Annotated in this window: 20 protein-coding genes; all 20 read left to right on the top strand. The window is 31.2% G+C overall.

Annotated elements, in window-relative coordinates:
* Position 1 precedes the first annotated feature (1 nt).
* The 20 genes from HMPREF0072_RS03545 to HMPREF0072_RS03640 all read left to right on the top strand — a co-directional run bounded on the left by HMPREF0072_RS03545 (position 2) and on the right by HMPREF0072_RS03640 (position 18,193).
* Positions 2-988 (top strand): RluA family pseudouridine synthase, encoded by a 987-nt coding sequence (locus HMPREF0072_RS03545; protein ID WP_004827442.1) that lies wholly within the window; start codon positions 2-4, stop codon positions 986-988.
* Complete coding sequence (locus HMPREF0072_RS03550) at positions 966-1,865, top strand: ROK family protein (RefSeq protein WP_004827443.1); 900 nt, start codon at positions 966-968, stop codon at positions 1,863-1,865. The genes HMPREF0072_RS03545 and HMPREF0072_RS03550 overlap by 23 nt, the downstream gene beginning before the upstream one ends.
* Positions 1,858-2,553: a response regulator transcription factor gene (locus HMPREF0072_RS03555; RefSeq protein WP_004827444.1), complete on the top strand. Its 696-nt coding sequence runs from the start codon at positions 1,858-1,860 to the stop codon at positions 2,551-2,553. The genes HMPREF0072_RS03550 and HMPREF0072_RS03555 overlap by 8 nt, the downstream gene beginning before the upstream one ends.
* Entirely contained in the window at positions 2,544-4,010 is a 1,467-nt protein-coding gene (locus HMPREF0072_RS03560; RefSeq protein WP_004827445.1) for a HAMP domain-containing sensor histidine kinase, read from the top strand. The genes HMPREF0072_RS03555 and HMPREF0072_RS03560 overlap by 10 nt, the downstream gene beginning before the upstream one ends.
* Entirely contained in the window at positions 3,994-5,478 is a 1,485-nt protein-coding gene (locus tag HMPREF0072_RS03565; RefSeq protein WP_004827446.1) for a hypothetical protein, read from the top strand. Before HMPREF0072_RS03560 ends, HMPREF0072_RS03565 begins: the two co-directional genes overlap by 17 nt.
* A gap of 48 nt (positions 5,479-5,526) precedes the next feature.
* Positions 5,527-6,123: an RdgB/HAM1 family non-canonical purine NTP pyrophosphatase gene (rdgB, locus tag HMPREF0072_RS03570; RefSeq protein ID WP_004827447.1), complete on the top strand. Its 597-nt coding sequence runs from the start codon at positions 5,527-5,529 to the stop codon at positions 6,121-6,123.
* Complete coding sequence (locus HMPREF0072_RS03575) at positions 6,104-6,574, top strand: YfcE family phosphodiesterase (protein WP_004827448.1); 471 nt, start codon at positions 6,104-6,106, stop codon at positions 6,572-6,574. The genes rdgB and HMPREF0072_RS03575 overlap by 20 nt, the downstream gene beginning before the upstream one ends.
* 9 nt (positions 6,575-6,583) lie before the next feature.
* Positions 6,584-6,994 (top strand): hypothetical protein, encoded by a 411-nt coding sequence (locus tag HMPREF0072_RS03580; RefSeq protein ID WP_004827449.1) that lies wholly within the window; start codon positions 6,584-6,586, stop codon positions 6,992-6,994.
* Positions 6,987-7,724, top strand: a complete 738-nt coding sequence (locus HMPREF0072_RS03585) for an HAD family hydrolase (protein ID WP_004827450.1) — start codon at positions 6,987-6,989, stop codon at positions 7,722-7,724. Before HMPREF0072_RS03580 ends, HMPREF0072_RS03585 begins: the two co-directional genes overlap by 8 nt.
* A gap of 184 nt (positions 7,725-7,908) precedes the next feature.
* Positions 7,909-8,622 carry a hypothetical protein gene (locus HMPREF0072_RS03590; RefSeq protein ID WP_004827451.1) on the top strand — a complete coding sequence of 238 codons (714 nt, stop codon included), beginning with the start codon at positions 7,909-7,911 and terminating at the stop codon, positions 8,620-8,622.
* 28 nt (positions 8,623-8,650) lie between these two features.
* Positions 8,651-9,145, top strand: coding sequence for a crossover junction endodeoxyribonuclease RuvC (gene ruvC / locus HMPREF0072_RS03595; RefSeq protein ID WP_004827452.1), 495 nt, complete (start codon positions 8,651-8,653; stop codon positions 9,143-9,145).
* Positions 9,145-9,735, top strand: coding sequence for a Holliday junction branch migration protein RuvA (gene ruvA / locus HMPREF0072_RS03600; protein WP_004827453.1), 591 nt, complete (start codon positions 9,145-9,147; stop codon positions 9,733-9,735). The genes ruvC and ruvA overlap by 1 nt, the downstream gene beginning before the upstream one ends.
* A gap of 8 nt (positions 9,736-9,743) precedes the next feature.
* The gene (gene ruvB / locus HMPREF0072_RS03605; RefSeq protein WP_004827454.1) at positions 9,744-10,751 is read left to right on the top strand and encodes a Holliday junction branch migration DNA helicase RuvB; all 1,008 of its coding nucleotides are present in this window, start codon (positions 9,744-9,746) and stop codon (positions 10,749-10,751) included.
* Positions 10,752-11,774 carry a tRNA preQ1(34) S-adenosylmethionine ribosyltransferase-isomerase QueA gene (gene queA / locus HMPREF0072_RS03610; RefSeq protein ID WP_004827455.1) on the top strand — a complete coding sequence of 341 codons (1,023 nt, stop codon included), beginning with the start codon at positions 10,752-10,754 and terminating at the stop codon, positions 11,772-11,774. It begins immediately after the preceding gene.
* Positions 11,775-11,782: 8 nt separating this feature from the next.
* Complete coding sequence (gene tgt / locus HMPREF0072_RS03615) at positions 11,783-12,901, top strand: tRNA guanosine(34) transglycosylase Tgt (protein ID WP_004827456.1); 1,119 nt, start codon at positions 11,783-11,785, stop codon at positions 12,899-12,901.
* On the top strand, positions 12,901-13,161 hold the full coding sequence (yajC, locus tag HMPREF0072_RS03620) for a preprotein translocase subunit YajC (RefSeq protein ID WP_004827457.1): 261 nt from the start codon (positions 12,901-12,903) through the stop codon (positions 13,159-13,161). Before tgt ends, yajC begins: the two co-directional genes overlap by 1 nt.
* A gap of 65 nt (positions 13,162-13,226) precedes the next feature.
* The gene (recJ, locus tag HMPREF0072_RS03625; protein ID WP_004827458.1) at positions 13,227-14,957 is read left to right on the top strand and encodes a single-stranded-DNA-specific exonuclease RecJ; all 1,731 of its coding nucleotides are present in this window, start codon (positions 13,227-13,229) and stop codon (positions 14,955-14,957) included.
* Positions 14,958-14,961: 4 nt separating this feature from the next.
* A complete protein-coding gene (locus HMPREF0072_RS03630; protein WP_004827459.1) occupies positions 14,962-17,142 on the top strand; it encodes a RelA/SpoT family protein in 2,181 nt (726 codons plus the stop codon).
* Positions 17,142-17,591, top strand: coding sequence for a D-aminoacyl-tRNA deacylase (dtd, locus tag HMPREF0072_RS03635; protein WP_004827460.1), 450 nt, complete (start codon positions 17,142-17,144; stop codon positions 17,589-17,591). The genes HMPREF0072_RS03630 and dtd overlap by 1 nt, the downstream gene beginning before the upstream one ends.
* Entirely contained in the window at positions 17,591-18,193 is a 603-nt protein-coding gene (locus HMPREF0072_RS03640) for an MBL fold metallo-hydrolase (RefSeq protein ID WP_004827461.1), read from the top strand. The genes dtd and HMPREF0072_RS03640 overlap by 1 nt, the downstream gene beginning before the upstream one ends.
* The last annotated feature ends 9 nt before the right edge of the window (positions 18,194-18,202 follow it).

Here is an 18,202-nt window from a genome sequence, read left to right on the forward strand (position 1 = left end):
TATGATTGAAATTGTAATTAGTAAAAATCAGGCCAATCAAAGATTTGATAGGTTTTTAAGAAAATATTTTGAAAATGCACCCTTATCTGTTATTTCAAAAAATATAAGGAAAAAGAATTTTAAAATCAATGATAAAAGAGCCAAAAATAATGATTTTGTTAATGAAGGTGATATTATTAAGATGTATATTACCGATGAAAATTATAAAAAATGGCTCACTAAAACTGATTTTAAACCTGTTGATTTCGACTTAGATATCATTTACGAAGATGATAATATTTTAATCATGGATAAGAAATGCGGTGAGTTAACCCATGCAGCTAGCAATAAAGATTACGGAAATAACCTTGTAGATAAAATGAATTCTTATTTGTATAAGACAGGTTCATTTGATATGTCTGATAGGACCTTCAAACCTGCAGTTGTTAATAGGCTTGATCGTAATACAGCAGGCTTAATAATCGGTGCTAAGAATAGTGAAACTCTTAGAATTTTGAACGACGCAATTAGGGAAAATAGTATTGACAAGTATTACTTGACTATTGTAGTCGGTAAGGTTAAAAATAATTTTAAAATTGATACTTATATTTCTAAAAATGAAAATAAAAATAAGGTAAAAAAATGTGAAGAAGGGAAGAATATTCTTACATATTTTAAACCTTTAGAAACAAATGGAAAATTTTCTTTATTAGAATGTAAATTGATTACAGGTAGAACCCATCAAATTAGGTATTCTTTGAAAGAAAATGGAACTCCTATAATAGGTGATAGGAAATACGGGATTAAATCAATAAATGAAGAAATAAGAAATAAGTTTGGTATTAATAATCAGGTGCTTTTATCTTATAAATTAGTTTTTCCTAATCTTCCAGGCTTAGAATACTTAAGTGGTAAGGAATTTCTATCAAAAAAATACGACGATATCATAAAATTAAAAGAAAAAATATGGAAAGCTGAGGTAAATTATGGCAAAAGTAATAGGAATTGATATAGGTGGGACAAAAATCAATGCCTGCCTAGTAGATGAAAAAGGAAACATTCTTGAAAGACATATGATGGATACTGAAGCAAGCAAGGGAAGAGATGTTGTTTTAGAAAATATCAAAAAATCAATATATACTCTTTCATATAAAGAAGCAAGTGCTATTGGTATTGGTACACCAGGTTTTATAGATTCAAAAAACGGCATAGTTACCTTTGCTGGAAATATTAATGGTTGGACAGGTCTAAACCTAAAAGAAGCTATTGGAGAATATTTGGATATTCCTGTATTTGTTGAAAATGATGCTAATATAGCTCTTGTTGCAGAAAAGTGGATTGGTGCCTGCAAGGATTGTGATAATGTTGTTATGATAACCTTGGGCACAGGTCTAGGTGGAGCCATAATTACTAAGGATGGTGGTTTATTGTCAGGAGCGCATTTCCAAGGCGCTGAGTTAGGTCATATGATGCTTCATCCAGGTGGAAATTATTGTACTTGTGGCCAATATGGATGTGCAGAAGCTTACTGCGCAGGTCCTGCTATTAGTGAAGATTACTTCAGACTTACTGGCAAGAGACTTACTGGTAAAGAAATTTTTTCATTAGTCGATGAAGATGATAAAGCCAAAGAAGTGCTTGAAAATTATCAATCAAATCTTGCTTACTTCTTAACATCTCTTAGAAACATTTTCGATCCAGAAGCAATTGTAATCGGTGGAGGAATCATAAATTCTAAGGATATATGGTGGGATGGAACAATTGAAAAATTTAAGAATTATTGTAATAAACCATATAACATTGATATCAGACCAGCTGAATTTTTAAATGACGCGGGCGTAATTGGCGCTGCAAAGATTGCCTTTGAGAGGATGGATAATGAATAATAAAATCTTGATCTTAGATGATGAAGATCCAATAAGACAATTTATGAAAATTAACCTTGATTATCAAGGTTATCAAACAGTTGAAGCTGCAAGCGGTGAAGAAGCATTAAGAATTTTTGACGAAGAGCAACCTGCTGTGGCTATACTAGACATTATGCTTCCTGGTATAAGTGGTTTCGAAGTTTGCGAAAAAATAAGAACTAAGTCACCAATGACAGGAATAATAATGGTGTCTGCAAAAAGTCAAGATATAGATAAAATTTTGGGCCTTGAGAAAGGTGCAGATGATTATATAATAAAACCTTTCAATCCTCAAGAGCTAATATTAAGAGTTAAATCCCTTATGAGGAGAGTAAACTTAAATCCAACAGGTTCTAGTAATGATGATGTTAAAAGCCTTAAAGATGGCCCATTTACTCTTGATATATATTCAAAGACTTTCTTTAAAGGTGATAAAGAAATTGATGTGACACCAACAGAATTTACAATTCTTGAATATTTCATTAAAAATAAAGGCAAAGCCATGACTAGGGATGAAATTATGAAAGAAACCTGGGGCGATAATTATAGTAACGATACAAAAATTGTTGATGTGAATATTAGAAGAATTAGAGCTAAAATTGAGGAGAATCCTGCAAAACCAGAATTTATTGAAACTGTTTGGGGAACTGGATATAGATGGAAATAGGTAAAAGTTTAAGAAAAACTACTGAAAAGACTAAAAATTTAATTGAGTCAAAAAGCATTAAATATACGGTTGTAAAAATAATAATGCTTTTTGTACTCACTACTGTAATTGGTTTTGAAATTTTTGCTTATAATTCAATTAAAAATTACTATGAATCTTCACTCATTTCATCAATGAAAAACCAAGCTAGGATAAGTCAACTACAGTATTCTTCCTATATGTCCAGGTACGACCTTCAGGAAGTAATAATTGGCGATAAAAACTTATTTTATAGGCAGAATGATAGTCAGGTCCAAATTCTTGATAACTCGGGAGTTGTATTATTTGACTCAATAGCATCATCTCAGATAGGTTCAAACATTGATAGTAAAGATGTTCTTGACGCAAAAGAAGGGGCAACAGGTATTAGTAAGGACACTAATTCAGACTCTAAGGAACAAATTTTATCTATCTCCTACCCCTTAAAATCTTCTGATCAACAAGTAGGAATTTTAAGGCTAACAAGTTCTTTGGATAGGGTCAATAAACAAATAAATAAGGATGCTTTTATATATATCTTATTTGGAATTATTATTAGCCTGCTAGCTTTATTGGTGTCATTTGTTGCTGCAAAGAGTTTTATCAAACCAATTAAGAAGCTAATAGGTGTATCAGAAGTATTAGCCCAAGGTGATTATTCGATTAAGGCAGATGATTCAAGAGGAGACGAAATTTCTGAGCTTGCTTCAACTATAAATCTCTTAAGTGAAAATATTGTTAAAAGAGAAGATATGAAAAACGAATTTATATCTTCTGTTTCCCATGAACTAAGAACACCACTTACATCTATAAAAGGATGGGCAATAACTCTCCAATCTGACACTATACAAAAAGATCCAGAAATGGTAAGCCAAGGTCTTAAAATTATTGAATCTGAAGGCGATAGGTTGTCTATGATGGTTGAAGATTTATTAGACTTCTCTAGACTATCTTCAAGTACTTTTAAATATAATAAAGATAAAATTGATATTGTAGATCTTGTACAGCAAGTCCACACTCAATTGTATCCAAGATGTCAATCAGAAGGCATAAAGTTTAGCTTTACTACTTTTTATAAGTCTTTATTTGTCTATGCAGATATTAATAGAATGAAGGAAGTATTTATTAACATAATTGATAACGCTATCAAATTTACTGATTTGGGTGGTCATATTGATATTACTATAGACTTAAATGATGGTGATATCGAAGTTAGTGTTAAGGATGATGGGGAAGGTATCAAAGAAGATGAGATAGCTTTTGTAGCTAGCAAGTTCTACAAAGGTTCGTCGTCTAAGTCTCAAACAGGCTTGGGCCTTTCCATATGTGAAGAAATTGTAAAGGCTCACGATGGTAAACTCATCATTAAATCCAAATATGGCATGGGGACTGTTGTAAGTGTAGTTATACCGAGGTTAGAAGATGAAAAAAATATTTAAGTTAATTATTATCTTTACTTTTGCCATAATATTTTCTTCATGTATTAATGCTAATAAGGATGACCTAAGTGATTTGATACAAACTCCAAAACAGGACAATCCAATTATAGAAGGAACCTGGGAAGTTGTTGAAGTTAAGGGAAATAAGCAAGAAGAAAAAACTAATAATATAAAGCTAGGGGATAAACTCTATGTCAATAAAAATTTGGTAGCGATTAATGAATCTTATGCTTTTCCACCAAGTTTTAATTCTAAATATGTAAAATTATCTGATTATTTAAAGAATAGAGGCATAGAAATTTCCAAAGATTTCAAAGATAGAAATGTAATAGTAATAAACGCTTCACAAGGTCAATTGTTTTCTAGAGATCTTATAATCACAGGCGATAAATATCTTTTCTTGATCAAGGATGAAAATATTATAAGTCTTAAAAAAATTTCTGATAAGGTAGATGCCAAAGTTTTAGACTCTTATGCAAAATTGGCCTCTAAGGAAAGAACAACAACTGATGAAGGTGAAGATATTGCAGAAGATTTATCTCTTCTCCTTGGAGTGAGAGAGAGAGTTGATCCAGAAAGCGATAATGCCTTATATAAATATTACACCTACCTTATAAGGATTGAACCTGATGATACTATAAAATATCAAAAGGCTGAAGATATATTTATTAAAAATCAAGACGAGTATTGGAAAGTTTCTCTTGATTTAAATAATTTTACAGATCTTTATGATGAGATTAGAGCATATCCTGTAAAAGCAAATGAAAAAGAAAATAAGGATTTGATTTTAAAAAATTACACCTTCAAGAACATAGATTTAAATATGAGGTTGAATTTTGTATCAAAAGATTTTATTTCTATTGATTATACTAATAATGATAACTCAAACCCTATTAGAAAATATGCATTAATGGAAACTAATAATATTGCGGTAAATAAATTTATTTCTCTAGAAGAATTTACAGGAGAGGATCAGAGCGATTTGATCTTTAAAGAAAAGGTAAAAGAAGAAGTAAATAAAAATTTTTCAAAAACAGATATGAAAGATATTAGTTTTGATAATACCAACTTTGGAATTGTTAGGAACCAAGGTATTTGGGCTTTTCAATCTTCAATTTCTAAGGGAAAAGGAGATGAATTTGTACAAAACTTTTTCAATGTTGATATAGCAATAGGTGATTCTATTTTAAATCCAAACAATTCTTCAATTAGTAGAGATCAGGTTTATAATATAAATACACAATTTAAAGATTATTTATTGTTGGCAAACAAGAGATATATATTGATACAAACTCCTGATGAAATTTTAATTCATAGGATTAGAGATGGTATTATTGAAAAATCACCTGTTTATGCCATTGCTACAAGAGTGCCTTCTAGTATTATTAGCATAGACCAATTCTTAGGTTCTAATGCAACTGATGTAGAAAAGGCTTTTGAAAAATATAATACAGTTATAGAAAAATAAATTTTGATTATCTAGTCAATATTTGATATCATTTTATTAGGAGAATATATGCAGTTAGTTTTTGCAAGTAATAATTTAAACAAATTGGAGCAAGTTAAATTGCTTTTAGACAACGATAAGGTTCTTATGCCAAAGGATGTTGGAATAGACAATTTTGACGTTATAGAAGATGGATCTACTCTAAAAGAAAATGCTTTTAAAAAGGCGTACGCACTCTATAAATTAACAAAAAGTAAAGTTTTTTCTGATGATACTGGATTATTTGTAAATTCTCTTAATAATAGACCAGGAATTTATGCCCATAGGTATGCTGGAGAAGACGCTACTGATAAAGATAACAGAAATAAACTACTATCTGAATTAAAAGATAAGGACAACAGAGACGCGTACTTTTTGACAGTAATATGCTTTATCGACGATGATGGTAAGGATTATTATTTTGAAGGCAGGCTAGATGGCACCATAGCTGAGCATGAACTTGGTGATGGTGGATTTGGTTATGATAAGATTTTTTATGTTGATAAATTAGGTAAAAGCCTTGGACAAATGGATGTTCTATTTAAAAATCAAATTAGCCATAGGGGCTTAGCTATGAAGAAATTTAAAGAATTTTTGGATAAAAAATATGAAAATTCTAATAACTAGTGATACTCATGGGTCCTATGGCCAAATTTCTGATTTAATTTTAAGCCATGGTGATTTTGATCTTATGCTTCATGCTGGAGATGGGGTAGAAGATTGTAAATATATAAAATATGAGACTGGTATTGACTATTACGTTGTAAAAGGCAACAATGATTTTTTATCAAATGAGCCCTATAATAAAATTATTGAAATAGGTAATCATAAAATATTGTTAACTCATGGACATAAAGAACATGTTGATTCCTCACTCAATGAATTAATAGAAAAAGCTAAAACTAATTCTTGTGATATTGCTATTTTTGGGCATATTCATAGGTATATGGAAATTAAAAGTTCGGGATTGTTGATATTAAATCCAGGTTCTCCATTTCTACCAAGAGATGGGGTGGGGTCAGCTATGATTATGACAATAAATGAAGATATAAATATAGAAAAAGTTTTACTAGATTAAGGAGTTAAGATGTCAGGTTTAATAAATTTAATAAGTGAATATTCTTCAAGACTTGCTATATTACCTATACTTGCTTTGATGAATGTCATTATTACTATAATAATTCACTACATTAATAGTAAAAAAATACTTAAGTATCTACCATCATTAATAATAGGTGTTGCTGCGCTCATTATTGGGTTTTATTCGATAAGCATTTTTAATACTCCAATGGGACTTAATACATCATGGATAGCTATTTTTTTAGGAGCAACATCCCTAGTAGGCATCTGTGTTGGTTTTATTATTGACCTTATGACATCCATTAAGTTAAATATGAAATTTAACGGCAATAATAAGGATGACATATTAGAGAATTCTTCAAACGGGAAAAATTATTTTAGAGCTCGAAGAAAAACAAAAAGGAAAAAAAATGACTAAAGCAGCTTTTTTTGATATAGATGGAACACTTTTTAGAAATTCTTTGCTTATAGAGCACTTCTTAAAACTAGTAGATGATGGAATTCTTGAAAGAAAAATATGGACTGATGAAATAGGCCCTTTATTTAGCAAATATGAAAATAGGTTCGGTGCTTATGAAGATTATTTAAATAAGTCTGCACTGGCCTATCAAAAAGCTATGATTGGTCTTGATAAGGAAATTGTAGATAAGTACGCCCAAATAGTTCTTGCCGAAAATAAAGATAAGGTTTATAACATTACAAGAAATGCAGTAAATAAGCATATAGAAGAGGGTTACCTAATATTCTTTATTTCAGGATCTCCAGACTTTTTAGTTAATGATTTTTCTAAACTTTATAAGGCAACTGACTCTATATCTACTACCTATGTTTTTGATGAAAATAATAAATTTACTGGTAAAGTAATACCTATGTGGGATGGTGAAAGTAAACTTTCTGCTGTTAGTAAACTTAAAGAAAAATATGATATTGATTTAGAAAAATCCTTTGCCTATGGTGATACTAATGGTGATATTACAATGTTTCAACTTGTTGGTAATCCACATGCAATAAATCCGTCATTCGAGCTTATAGAGAATTTATATAAGGATGATGAATTAAGAAGTAAGGCTGTAATAAATATTGAGAGGAAGGATGTAAATTATAATTTTGCTCTCAAAGATTTATCGGTCGAATTTTTAAAATTTTAAAATTTTTTTAATGAATTTTTTTAAATTTAGTTCTTGAATAGAAGCTAAAATTAACAGCAAAATATTCATTAATAAGTTATTGATGAATATTTTTACCTTTGCTTTAGCTTTTTTTCTTTTCTAAAAAAATATATCTAAATAAAAGACTTTGTTTTTATGTTAAAATAGTAGTCGAGGTAGAATAATGAAGGCAGAATTAAGGAAGACTATTCCAGTAATTGAAAAACTTGAATATAATTATTTAGTAGATAAAGATATATACTCTTTAAACACACTTATGTCTTTGTTATACGATAGAAATTTTATTAATTTCTCTAAGCATTCTTACTATACAAAGGATTATTGCTTTAAGAATTTAAAGAAATATTTCTGGAACCTTGTAGATATTGATGAAATAATCAATAGTTTGAGTAGAAATATTGGAAGTGACATAGATAGGTACGAATACCTTATTTCAATTAAAGCACAGTTTAGAGCATTTAAATCAAAAAAAGCAATTGATAGGTTAGAATTTTTAATGATAGAAGCCTTTGGAGTTGATTTTTTGCTTGACAGTACAAATCTTTTTTATAATAGAGACGATAAGGAAATTTTAAAAATTGGCAACATAATGAAAGAAGCAATTATATCTGATAGAGAATTAATTGCTTGCCTCAGACGCGATTTATATAATTTTTCTGACCTTGTACTTAAGAGAAAAATCTACGATATAGACATTTTAACTCACAAGCAGCTTACATTTAATACACAGAGTATTTTTACAGAAGATATTACAAGCAAACAAACTCAAAAAATATACGAGAAAACAATCAACTACCTATATAGGTCCATAGTTGATACATATGCCGAGTATTACTACAGGGGTTTAATAAGAGAAGTATTTGAAAGGTATCAATAGGGCTAAATAAGCCCTTTTTATTTTGTTTATGATAGTATTAGGAATAGATCCAGGCATAGCCATCATGGGCTACGGAGTGGTTGAATTTAAATCAAATAAGGTTAAAGTATTAGAAAATGGAGTGGTTACAACTTCATCTAAAACAAGAACACCTGAAAGACTTAAAATTTTGTATGATAACTTAGATAAAATTATCAAGGAATTTAAGCCAGACGAATTTGCAATAGAAGAATTATTTTTTAATCAAAATGTAAAGACTGCCATAACTGTCGGTCATGCAAGAGGTGTTCAAGTTTTATGTGCTCAAGATAATGGCTTAGATATATATGAGTACACACCACTACAAATCAAACAGGCTATTACAGGTTATGGAAGAGCTGACAAACAGCAAATGCAGCTTACAATCACAACTTTACTAAATTTAAAGGAGATTCCAAAACCTGATGACGCCGCAGATGCTTTATCGGTAGCACTTTGTCATGTGCTTAGTCAAAGATTTAAAGAACAATATAGGATGAATTAATGATTTCTTACATAAAAGGTGATGTAAAGGCTATAAATGAAGAAGGATTTATAATTGAAACTAACAATATTGGTTATTATATAAATTCTACTCTAACAAGTCTTTCGAACATTCAAATAAATAACGAATATAAGATTTACACATCAATGCAAGTTAGGGAAGATGACATTTCTCTTTATGGTTTTTATTCGAAAGATGAACTTGAGATGTTTTTATTATTAATCTCAGTTTCGTCTATTGGACCAAAAATTGCCATAGGCATGCTATCATCTATAAGTGCAGATGAAATTAAACTTGCAATAGTCAATAATGATATTGATAAATTAACCGATGCTAAGGGTATTGGCAAAAAAACTGCTTCAAGGATAATACTTGAGCTAGTTGATAAAGTTAAGAAGATGGCAATACCAGATTTAGATAAGGTTGAAAAAGTAAATCCGGTTAAAAATAATGATATAGAAGTAGCTAGAGAAGCTCTTAAAAATTTGGGTTATATGGAAAATGATGTAGCCAGAGTTTTAAATGAATTAAAGGATACTGATTTAAGCCTTGAAGGGCTGATTAAAGAAAGTCTAAAAAGACTAATTTAGGTGGTTAAATGTTTGATGAGAACACAAGGATAGTAGGATCTAATGAGCAAATCGAAGATCTTAGACAAGAAAATTCCATAAGACCAAAATGGTTAAGGGACTATATTGGTCAAGATAAGGTTAAGGAGAAGCTTGATATCTTTATTAAGTCCTCACTTTCTAGGGAAGAGCCACTAGACCACGTACTTCTCCAAGGACCTCCTGGTTTAGGCAAGACCACATTATCTACAATAATTGCCAATGAACTTGGAGTTAATTTGCGCGTAACAAGTGGACCAGCTATAGAAAAACCTTCTGACCTTGCTTCGATTCTGACAAACCTTGCTGAGGGCGATGTATTATTTATCGACGAAATCCACAGGATAAATAGGTCTGTAGAAGAAATTTTATATTCGGCTATGGAGGACTTTGTCCTAGATATTATTGTAGGCAAGGGACCAAATGCACAGTCAATAAGGATTGATCTTGAAAAGTTTACCCTTATTGGAGCTACAACTCGAGCCGGTATGCTATCTGCTCCTTTAAGAGATAGGTTTGGGGTACTTTTATCCTTAAATTTATATAATAGCAACGACTTGACCACAATAGTAAAAAGATCTGCAAATATTTTAGATATACCTATTGATGATAAGGGTGCAATTGAGATTGCGAAAAGGTCAAGAGGCACACCAAGAATTGCAAATAGGTTATTGAAAAGAGTCAGAGACTATGCTATTGTAAAAGCTGATGATAAGATTGACTATGAAACAAGTAGAAAAGGTCTAGAATTACTGGAAATAGATCCAATGGGCCTAGATACGATGGATAAAAAAATAATACTTACTATGTATGAAAACTTTGCGGGTGGTCCAGTAGGTGTGGATACAATTGCAGCATCAACAGGTATAGAAAATGTCACAATAGAAGATGTTTACGAACCTTATTTGCTACAAATTGGATTTATATCAAGAACACCAAGGGGCAGGGTTCTAACTAGAAAAGCCTACGAGCACTATGGATTAAAATACGAGGAATAGATGAGAACAAGTGAATTTGATTATTATTTACCAGAAGAATTAATAGCTCAACATCCTACAAGCAAAAGAGATGAAGCTAGGATGATGGTATTAGATAGAAAAAGTGGTGAAAGAGAAGATAAATATTTTTTTGAAATAATAGATTATTTAAAAGCTGGAGACGTACTGGTTATGAATGATACAAGGGTAATCCCAGCTAGACTTTTTGGACACAGGCCTGAAAAAGAAGAAAAAATTGAGGTTTTCTTACTAAACAATACTGAAGGAGCTAAGTGGGAAGTCCTTGTTAGACCTGGTAAAAAAATGAAAATAGGCACAGAAGTAATATTTTCTGATGACTTATCTTGTAAGGTAGTGGATGTTAAAGATGATGGAAATAGGATTGTAGAATTTTATTATGAAGGTATTTTTAATGAAATTTTAGACCGATTAGGAAATATGCCGCTTCCCCCATATATAAAAGAAAAACTAAAGGATAATGAAGACTATCAAACAGTTTATTCTAAAAATCCTGGTTCTGTTGCTGCACCTACTGCTGGTCTGCACTTTACAAAGGAATTATTAGAAAAAATTGAAGAAAAGGGAGTGAAACTTGCCTACCTAACCCTAAATGTTGGACTTGGTACCTTTAGACCTGTAAATGAGGATGAAATCACTAATCACAAAATGCATTCTGAGTTTTACACCCTTAGCGAAGAGACTTCAAAGATACTAAATGAAGCTAAAAGCGAAGGTAGAAGAATAATCGCTGTAGGTACTACTTCTATTAGAACCTTGGAGTCTGTATACAAAAAAAATAATAAAATTTGTGCCGATTCAGGTTGGACAGATATTTTTATTTACCCTGGTTTTGAATTTAAGGTAGTCGATGCAATTATCACTAATTTCCACCTACCTAAATCAACATTAATAATGTTAATAGCTGCCTTTACAAGCAAGGATATAATTTTAGATGCCTATAAAGATGCTGTTAATAAGAAATATAGATTTTTCTCCTTCGGGGATTGTATGTTCATAAAATAGGAGGATAAATGCCTTTAAAATACGAACTAATAAAAAAAGATAAATATACTAATGCGAGAGTGGGTGTAATTCATACTGCTAGTGGAGATATACCAACACCTATATTTATGCCGGTAGGTACAGTTGGAACTGTTAAAACAATGACAGTAGATGACCTAAAAGAAATGGATGCTAAGATTATCTTAGGAAACACCTACCACCTATACTTAAAACCGGGTATGGATATAATGAAAAAAGCTGGCGGTCTCCATAAATTTATGAATTGGGATAGACCAATACTTACAGATTCTGGTGGGTTTCAAGTTTTTTCTCTTGCTGACAATAGAAAAATTAGCGAGGAAGGAGTTATGTTTAGATCTCATATTGATGGCTCGAAACATTTTTTTACTCCTGAAAAGTCAATAGAGATTCAAAATGATATTCATTCAGATATAATGATGAGTTTTGATGAGTGTGTTGATGCAAATGCTAGTTATGATTATGTTAAAAACTCAATGGAAAGAACACTAAGATGGGCACAGAGAGGTCTTGATTACCATAAGGCAAATTCTCACCCAGACCAATCACTTTTTGGGATAGTCCAAGGTGGAATGTTTAAAGATCTAAGAGAAATTTCCGCTAGAGAGACAGTTGCCATGAACTTTGATGGATATTCTATCGGAGGTCTTTCTGTCGGCGAGACAAAGGAAGAAATGATTGATATTCTTAACTTTACTACTCCACTACTACCTGAAGATAAGCCAAGATATAATATGGGAGTTGGTACCCCTGATTATCTTTTTGAATCTTTTCAGGCTGGTATAGATATGGCAGATTGTGTTTTACCAACAAGGATAGCTAGGAACGGTACTGCAATAACTTCTCATGGAAGAGTTGTCATAAAAAATGCAACTTATAAAGAAGATTTTTCGCCGCTTGATCCAGAATGTGATTGCTATACATGTAAAAATCACTCAAGAGCATATTTAAGACACTTGGTAAATGCTAAAGAGATTTTAGGCGCAAGATTATTAAGCTACCATAACCTATATTTTTTACTAAAAATGTGTGAAAATATAAGAGAAGCTATCATGAATGACTCTTTTCTTGATTACAAAAAAGAATTTTATGAGAAATATGGTTACTAATGCGACTTGAATATATTATATTAATTATCCTAGCTGTATGTTTTTATTTTACAAATGTGAATGATTACAGAAAAGATAAAAATAGAGAAATTTTTGTTAATGATAACCTTAAAGTATCCACTAAAGTTATTACTAAATCAGGAATTATTGGGTATGTTGCAAAAATAAATAAAAATGAAGTGATATTGATTACAGGAGATGTTGATAATACATCTACTATCACTATTGAAAAGTCATATATAGATAATATTTTAGAATAGGGGCGAGAGCCTCTTTTTCTTTAATAATGCTCAATTAAAGAGTATAATTTATTAGAAAGGTAGATATGGCAAATTGGTTTCTTTATAACAAAAAACAAAATTATATAAATAATCTTAAATTAGGAAACATTACTAAACTCGATGCTCTTATTTTAGGAAATCGAGATATTATTAGCCCAAGCAAAGTTGATATGTATTTGAATCCTAGTTTAAGCAAACTACACGATCCTTTTTTATTAAATGATATGGATAAGGCTGTAGAACTGATTATTGATACTATGAAGAATGGTGGAGAGATAAGAATATTTGGAGATTATGACCAGGATGGGATAGCATCAGTTATGACCCTTATGGATGGTCTTTTATTTTATTATGACAATATTTCTTATGATATTCCCCATAGGGTTGATGAAGGTTATGGAATTTCCTCAAAAATGAGTGATAAGGCTATTGAGGATAAGGTTTCATTGGTTATCACTTGTGATAATGGTATAACTGGCTTTGAACAAATAGATAATTTGAAAAATGCTGGGATAAATGTTATAGTAACAGACCACCATCAAATTCACAAAGAAGAAAATGATGAGTGGCTCAATCAAATCCTACCGAATGCTGACGCTGTTATAAACCCCAAAAGACTAGATTCTACATATCCATTTGATGATTTATGTGGGGCAGGAGTTAGCTTTAAATTAATACAAGGGCTCTATCAAAAATTAGATGGAGATGATTATTATTTATATTCCCTATTAGAATATGTCGCTATGGGCACAGTTTGTGATATCGTTTCATTGACGGATGAAAATAGGATTTTTGTTATTGAAGGACTTAAGAGATTAAATGAAACAGAAAAGATTGGCCTTAAAGCATTGTTAGATGAAGCTGGGTGGGATAAGGACGTCGATGAATACACTCTTGGTTTTATTTTGGGCCCATTGATGAATTCAACAGGCAGGCTTAAGAGCGCTAAGCTTGCTATAGATTTACTGATAGAAGAAGATATTGATAAAATTTATGATATGGCGAGTGATTTAGTTAAATTAAACAACGAAAGGAAATCTTTAACTGAAACTGCATTTAATAAAATCATAGAACTTATAAAAGAAAATTCATACGACAAAGATGATGTTATCGTTGTGTATGCGCCAGACATAAATGAATCTATATGTGGAATTGTAGCTGGTAGAATTAAGGAAAAATATTATAGGCCAACTATTATCCTTACAAATGCTAAGGAAGAAGGTATTGCGAAAGGTTCAGGAAGATCTATACCAGCTTATAATATGTTTGAACAAATTTCACCATACGATGATAAGCTTGAATCTTTTGGTGGTCATCCTATGGCCTGTGGTCTTTCTATAAAGATAGATGAGATAGATAAGTTTAGAATATTTTTAAATAGAAATTCGAAGCTTACAAGTACTGATAAAGAGCAATCAATTAACATAGATACTCAAATTCCAATATCAAAATTATCATTAGAATTTGCAGAAAGCTTAGATAGGTTTAAACCTTATGGCAAAGATAATTCGAGACCTATTTTTGCCAATAAAGGCGTTGATATAGCTGCCATATCTATGATAGGCAAAGATAAAAACACATTAAGATTATCCCTTTTTCAAAATGGAAATTACTATAATGCAATTAAATTTCAAGCAGAAGATGACTACAACTATTTGAAGGAAAAGTTTGACGGTGATATCTTAGGCAAAAAAATTGATATAGTTTACTACCCTGATGTTAATGAGTTTAGGGGTAATAGGACTTTACAGTTAAAATTATTAGATATTAGGTGATTTTATGGCAACTGATTTTAATAAAGAATTTATAAAATTTAAAGAACTTATTTTAAAAAATAATCCCCACGCTAATATAGACCTTATAAAAAAAGCTTATGACTTTGGCGTTCTCCACCATAATGGACAAAAGAGAAATTCAGGCGAAGATTATTTTATCCATCCGATTGCAGTGGCATCTAATTTATCTGATATGAAGCTTGATGATGAAACTATATGTGCAGGTCTTATGCATGATGTTCTTGAAGATACAGACGTTACAAGAGATGAAATGAAGGCTGAGTTTGGTGAAGAAATTACTTTTCTAGTTGATGGAGTAACTAAACTAAAAAATATAAATTATACTTCAAAAGAAGAAAAACAAGCTGAAAATATAAGAAAAATGGTTATGGCCATGGCAAATGATGTAAGGGTGGTCCTTATTAAACTTGCTGATAGACTTCACAATATGCGTACTCTTGAGTATATGACTAGAGAAAAGCAATTGCAAAAAGCAAATGAAACTATAGAAATATATGTTCCACTTGCACATAGGCTTGGTATTTACTCCCTAAAATGGGAGTTAGAAGACCTATGTTTTAGGTATCAAGAACCAGAAAAATATTATGAACTTGCTGAAATGGTAAACGTAAAAAGACGTGAGAGGGAAAATTATATCAATGAAATAATTGATACATTAACAAAAGCTCTGGATTCAACAAATATAAATTTTGAAATATCTGGTAGACCTAAGTCTTTGTACTCTATTAATAAAAAAATGGAGAGAAATAAGATTGCTTTTGAGGAAATATATGATCTTACAGCTATTAGGGTCTTGGTGGATACCATAGCTGAATGTTATGCTGTTTTGGGAAAGGTTCACTCTTTATGGAGACCAATTCCTAATAGGATTAAAGATTATATAGGTCAACCTAAACCAAATGGATATAGGTCGCTTCACACTACTGTTTTTGGTGATGACTCTAAGCCTTTTGAGGTTCAAATTCGTACACGAAAAATGCATAGGGAGTGTGAATTTGGTGTTGCAGCCCATTGGCGTTATAAGGAAAATAAGAAAACTACTTCGGATTTCGATGATGCTATGAGCTTTTTAAGGCAAATTGTTGAATGGCAACAAGAAGGTGGTAAGGATGTAAATAATGAAGAGTTCATGGAGACTCTTAAGACAGACTTTTTCTCAAGAGAAATTTATGTGTATTCTCCAACTGGTGAAGTTTATTCGCTTCCTATTAACTCCTGTTCAATAGATTTTGCCTATAAAATTCATACAGAAGTTGGCAATTCTTGTGTGGGTGCCAAAGTAAATGGTAGGATGGTACCAATAACTCAACCACTTAAGACGGGGGATTTAGTTGAGATAATTACTAGTAAAAATTCTCAAGGTCCTAGTAGGGATTGGTTAAATATTGTAAAAAGCAACCAAGCCAAGTCAAAGATAAAACAATATTTTAAGCGTTATGACAAAGAAGACAATATTGAAATTGGGAAATCTTCTGTGGCGCGTGATCTTAAGAAATATAAACAAAATTATAGGTACTTGCTTAAAGATGAGTGGCTAGCAGAGATTGCTAGCGATTTAGGTTTTCCATCTGAAGATGAAATGTATGCTTCAGTTGGTTATGGAAAAACTACTGCTGAGCAAGTTAGTCAGAAGTTAATTAGGAAAGATAAGGAAGAGCTTAAGAAAAAAGAAATAAGCAGTCCTTTGGATATTAACAAAAAAGAAATAAATACCCAAGTTACTAATGAAATAAGGGTATCAGATCTTGATGAAGATGTAGAAGTTAAATTTGCCAAATGTTGTACACCTGTTCCTGGTGATCCGATTATTGGTTTTATAACTAAGGGTAATGGTATTTCTGTCCACGTTAAGTCTTGTCCAAACATTATAAATTCAAAATCTCCAGAGAGATTAATCGATGTTTATTGGCAAAATCTATCCACTGATAAGTTCCCAGTTAAAATTCAAATAATATCTGCAAACGGTCCTTCAATTCTATTTGAAGTCTCAAAAATGATGTCAACATTTGACGTAAATATCCTAAGCATCAATGCAAGAACAGACAGTGATTCCGGAATAATGGATTTGGTTATTGAGGTTAGCAGTACAGAACAATTAGACAATGTAATTAAGAAATTAAAAACAATCAAAACAGTTTCAGATGTATTTAGGGTGAAAAGTTAATGAGAGCAATTATACAAAAAGTTAAAAGAGCAAGTGTTAAAGTAGAAAATGAATTAATTTCTGAAATAGGAAATGGATATTTGGTTCTACTTGCTGTTAAACAGACAGATGACGATGATGATCTTGCATATATAAAAAAGAAAATATCGAATTTAAGAATATTTGAAGACGAAGATGGGAAATTGAACTTAAGCATTAAGGATACGGGAGGAGAAATTCTCTTGGTTAGTCAATTTACCCTCTATGGTGATGCTAGAAAAGGCAATAGGCCATCATTTACTATGTCAGCAGGGTTAGAGAAGGCTAATAATTATTACGAAAGACTTAGTGATGAATTAATAAGCGAAGGTTTTACAGTAAAAACCGGTAAATTTCAGGCACATATGGAAGTAAGTCTTATCAATGATGGACCTGTAACAATTATTCTAGATAGTGAAAGGATTTTTTAATGATTATTAATAGGTTTACCCTTGGACCAGTTATGACAAATTCTTACCTTGTTCATGAGAATGGTAAAGGATTTATAGTTGATTGTCCCTACCCTTCAAGTGCTCTTGATAAGTTTATAGAAGACAATAAAATAAAAATAGAATTTATAATACTCACTCATACACATTTTGATCATGTTACAGGGCTTAAATATTATAAGGATAAGTTTAATGTAGATGTGTATGCATCTGAGGATTCAAAGGAAGTTGCAGAAAATCCTAATTTTAATTTAGCTTATCATATAAGTAATTTAGAAGTACCAATAGATCATTATCTAAAGGACGGAGAAGTATTTAGTAAGTATAATATCAAGGCTATAAAAACGCCAGGACATACAATAGATTCTATGTCTTATATCCTAGGCGATGTAATATTTACAGGGGATACTTTGTTTAGACTTTCTGTAGGAAGAACAGATTTTCCTGGAGGGTCTTTTGATGAAATTAAAGATTCTATAATAAATAAATTGGGTAAACTAGATAGGAACTCTAAGATTTATCCTGGACATAACGAAGAAAGCATTTTGGGATTTGAATTAGATAATAATCCTTTTTTACATTAATTGGAGGCA

Source organism: Anaerococcus lactolyticus ATCC 51172, from assembly GCF_000156575.1.
Taxonomy (GTDB): domain Bacteria; phylum Bacillota; class Clostridia; order Tissierellales; family Peptoniphilaceae; genus Anaerococcus; species Anaerococcus lactolyticus.

Bases quoted from the DNA above. Each gene is read 5' to 3' on its own strand.
- ruvA (WP_004827453.1), top strand. From the start codon at position 9,145: ATGATTTCTTACATAAAAGGTGATGTAAAGGCTATAAATGAAGAAGGA.
- HMPREF0072_RS03575 (WP_004827448.1), top strand. From the start codon at position 6,104: ATGAAAATTCTAATAACTAGTGATACTCATGGGTCCTATGGCCAAATT.
- HMPREF0072_RS03555 (WP_004827444.1), top strand. From the start codon at position 1,858: ATGAATAATAAAATCTTGATCTTAGATGATGAAGATCCAATAAGACAA.
- HMPREF0072_RS03630 (WP_004827459.1), top strand. From the start codon at position 14,962: ATGGCAACTGATTTTAATAAAGAATTTATAAAATTTAAAGAACTTATT.
- queA (WP_004827455.1), top strand. From the start codon at position 10,752: ATGAGAACAAGTGAATTTGATTATTATTTACCAGAAGAATTAATAGCT.
- tgt (WP_004827456.1), top strand. From the start codon at position 11,783: ATGCCTTTAAAATACGAACTAATAAAAAAAGATAAATATACTAATGCG.
- recJ (WP_004827458.1), top strand. From the start codon at position 13,227: ATGGCAAATTGGTTTCTTTATAACAAAAAACAAAATTATATAAATAAT.
- ruvB (WP_004827454.1), top strand. From the start codon at position 9,744: ATGTTTGATGAGAACACAAGGATAGTAGGATCTAATGAGCAAATCGAA.
- dtd (WP_004827460.1), top strand. From the start codon at position 17,142: ATGAGAGCAATTATACAAAAAGTTAAAAGAGCAAGTGTTAAAGTAGAA.
- HMPREF0072_RS03565 (WP_004827446.1), top strand. From the start codon at position 3,994: ATGAAAAAAATATTTAAGTTAATTATTATCTTTACTTTTGCCATAATA.
- yajC (WP_004827457.1), top strand. From the start codon at position 12,901: ATGCGACTTGAATATATTATATTAATTATCCTAGCTGTATGTTTTTAT.
- HMPREF0072_RS03545 (WP_004827442.1), top strand. From the start codon at position 2: ATGATTGAAATTGTAATTAGTAAAAATCAGGCCAATCAAAGATTTGAT.
- ruvC (WP_004827452.1), top strand. From the start codon at position 8,651: ATGATAGTATTAGGAATAGATCCAGGCATAGCCATCATGGGCTACGGA.
- rdgB (WP_004827447.1), top strand. From the start codon at position 5,527: ATGCAGTTAGTTTTTGCAAGTAATAATTTAAACAAATTGGAGCAAGTT.
- HMPREF0072_RS03560 (WP_004827445.1), top strand. From the start codon at position 2,544: ATGGAAATAGGTAAAAGTTTAAGAAAAACTACTGAAAAGACTAAAAAT.
- HMPREF0072_RS03585 (WP_004827450.1), top strand. From the start codon at position 6,987: ATGACTAAAGCAGCTTTTTTTGATATAGATGGAACACTTTTTAGAAAT.
- HMPREF0072_RS03550 (WP_004827443.1), top strand. From the start codon at position 966: ATGGCAAAAGTAATAGGAATTGATATAGGTGGGACAAAAATCAATGCC.
- HMPREF0072_RS03580 (WP_004827449.1), top strand. From the start codon at position 6,584: ATGTCAGGTTTAATAAATTTAATAAGTGAATATTCTTCAAGACTTGCT.
- HMPREF0072_RS03590 (WP_004827451.1), top strand. From the start codon at position 7,909: ATGAAGGCAGAATTAAGGAAGACTATTCCAGTAATTGAAAAACTTGAA.
- HMPREF0072_RS03640 (WP_004827461.1), top strand. From the start codon at position 17,591: ATGATTATTAATAGGTTTACCCTTGGACCAGTTATGACAAATTCTTAC.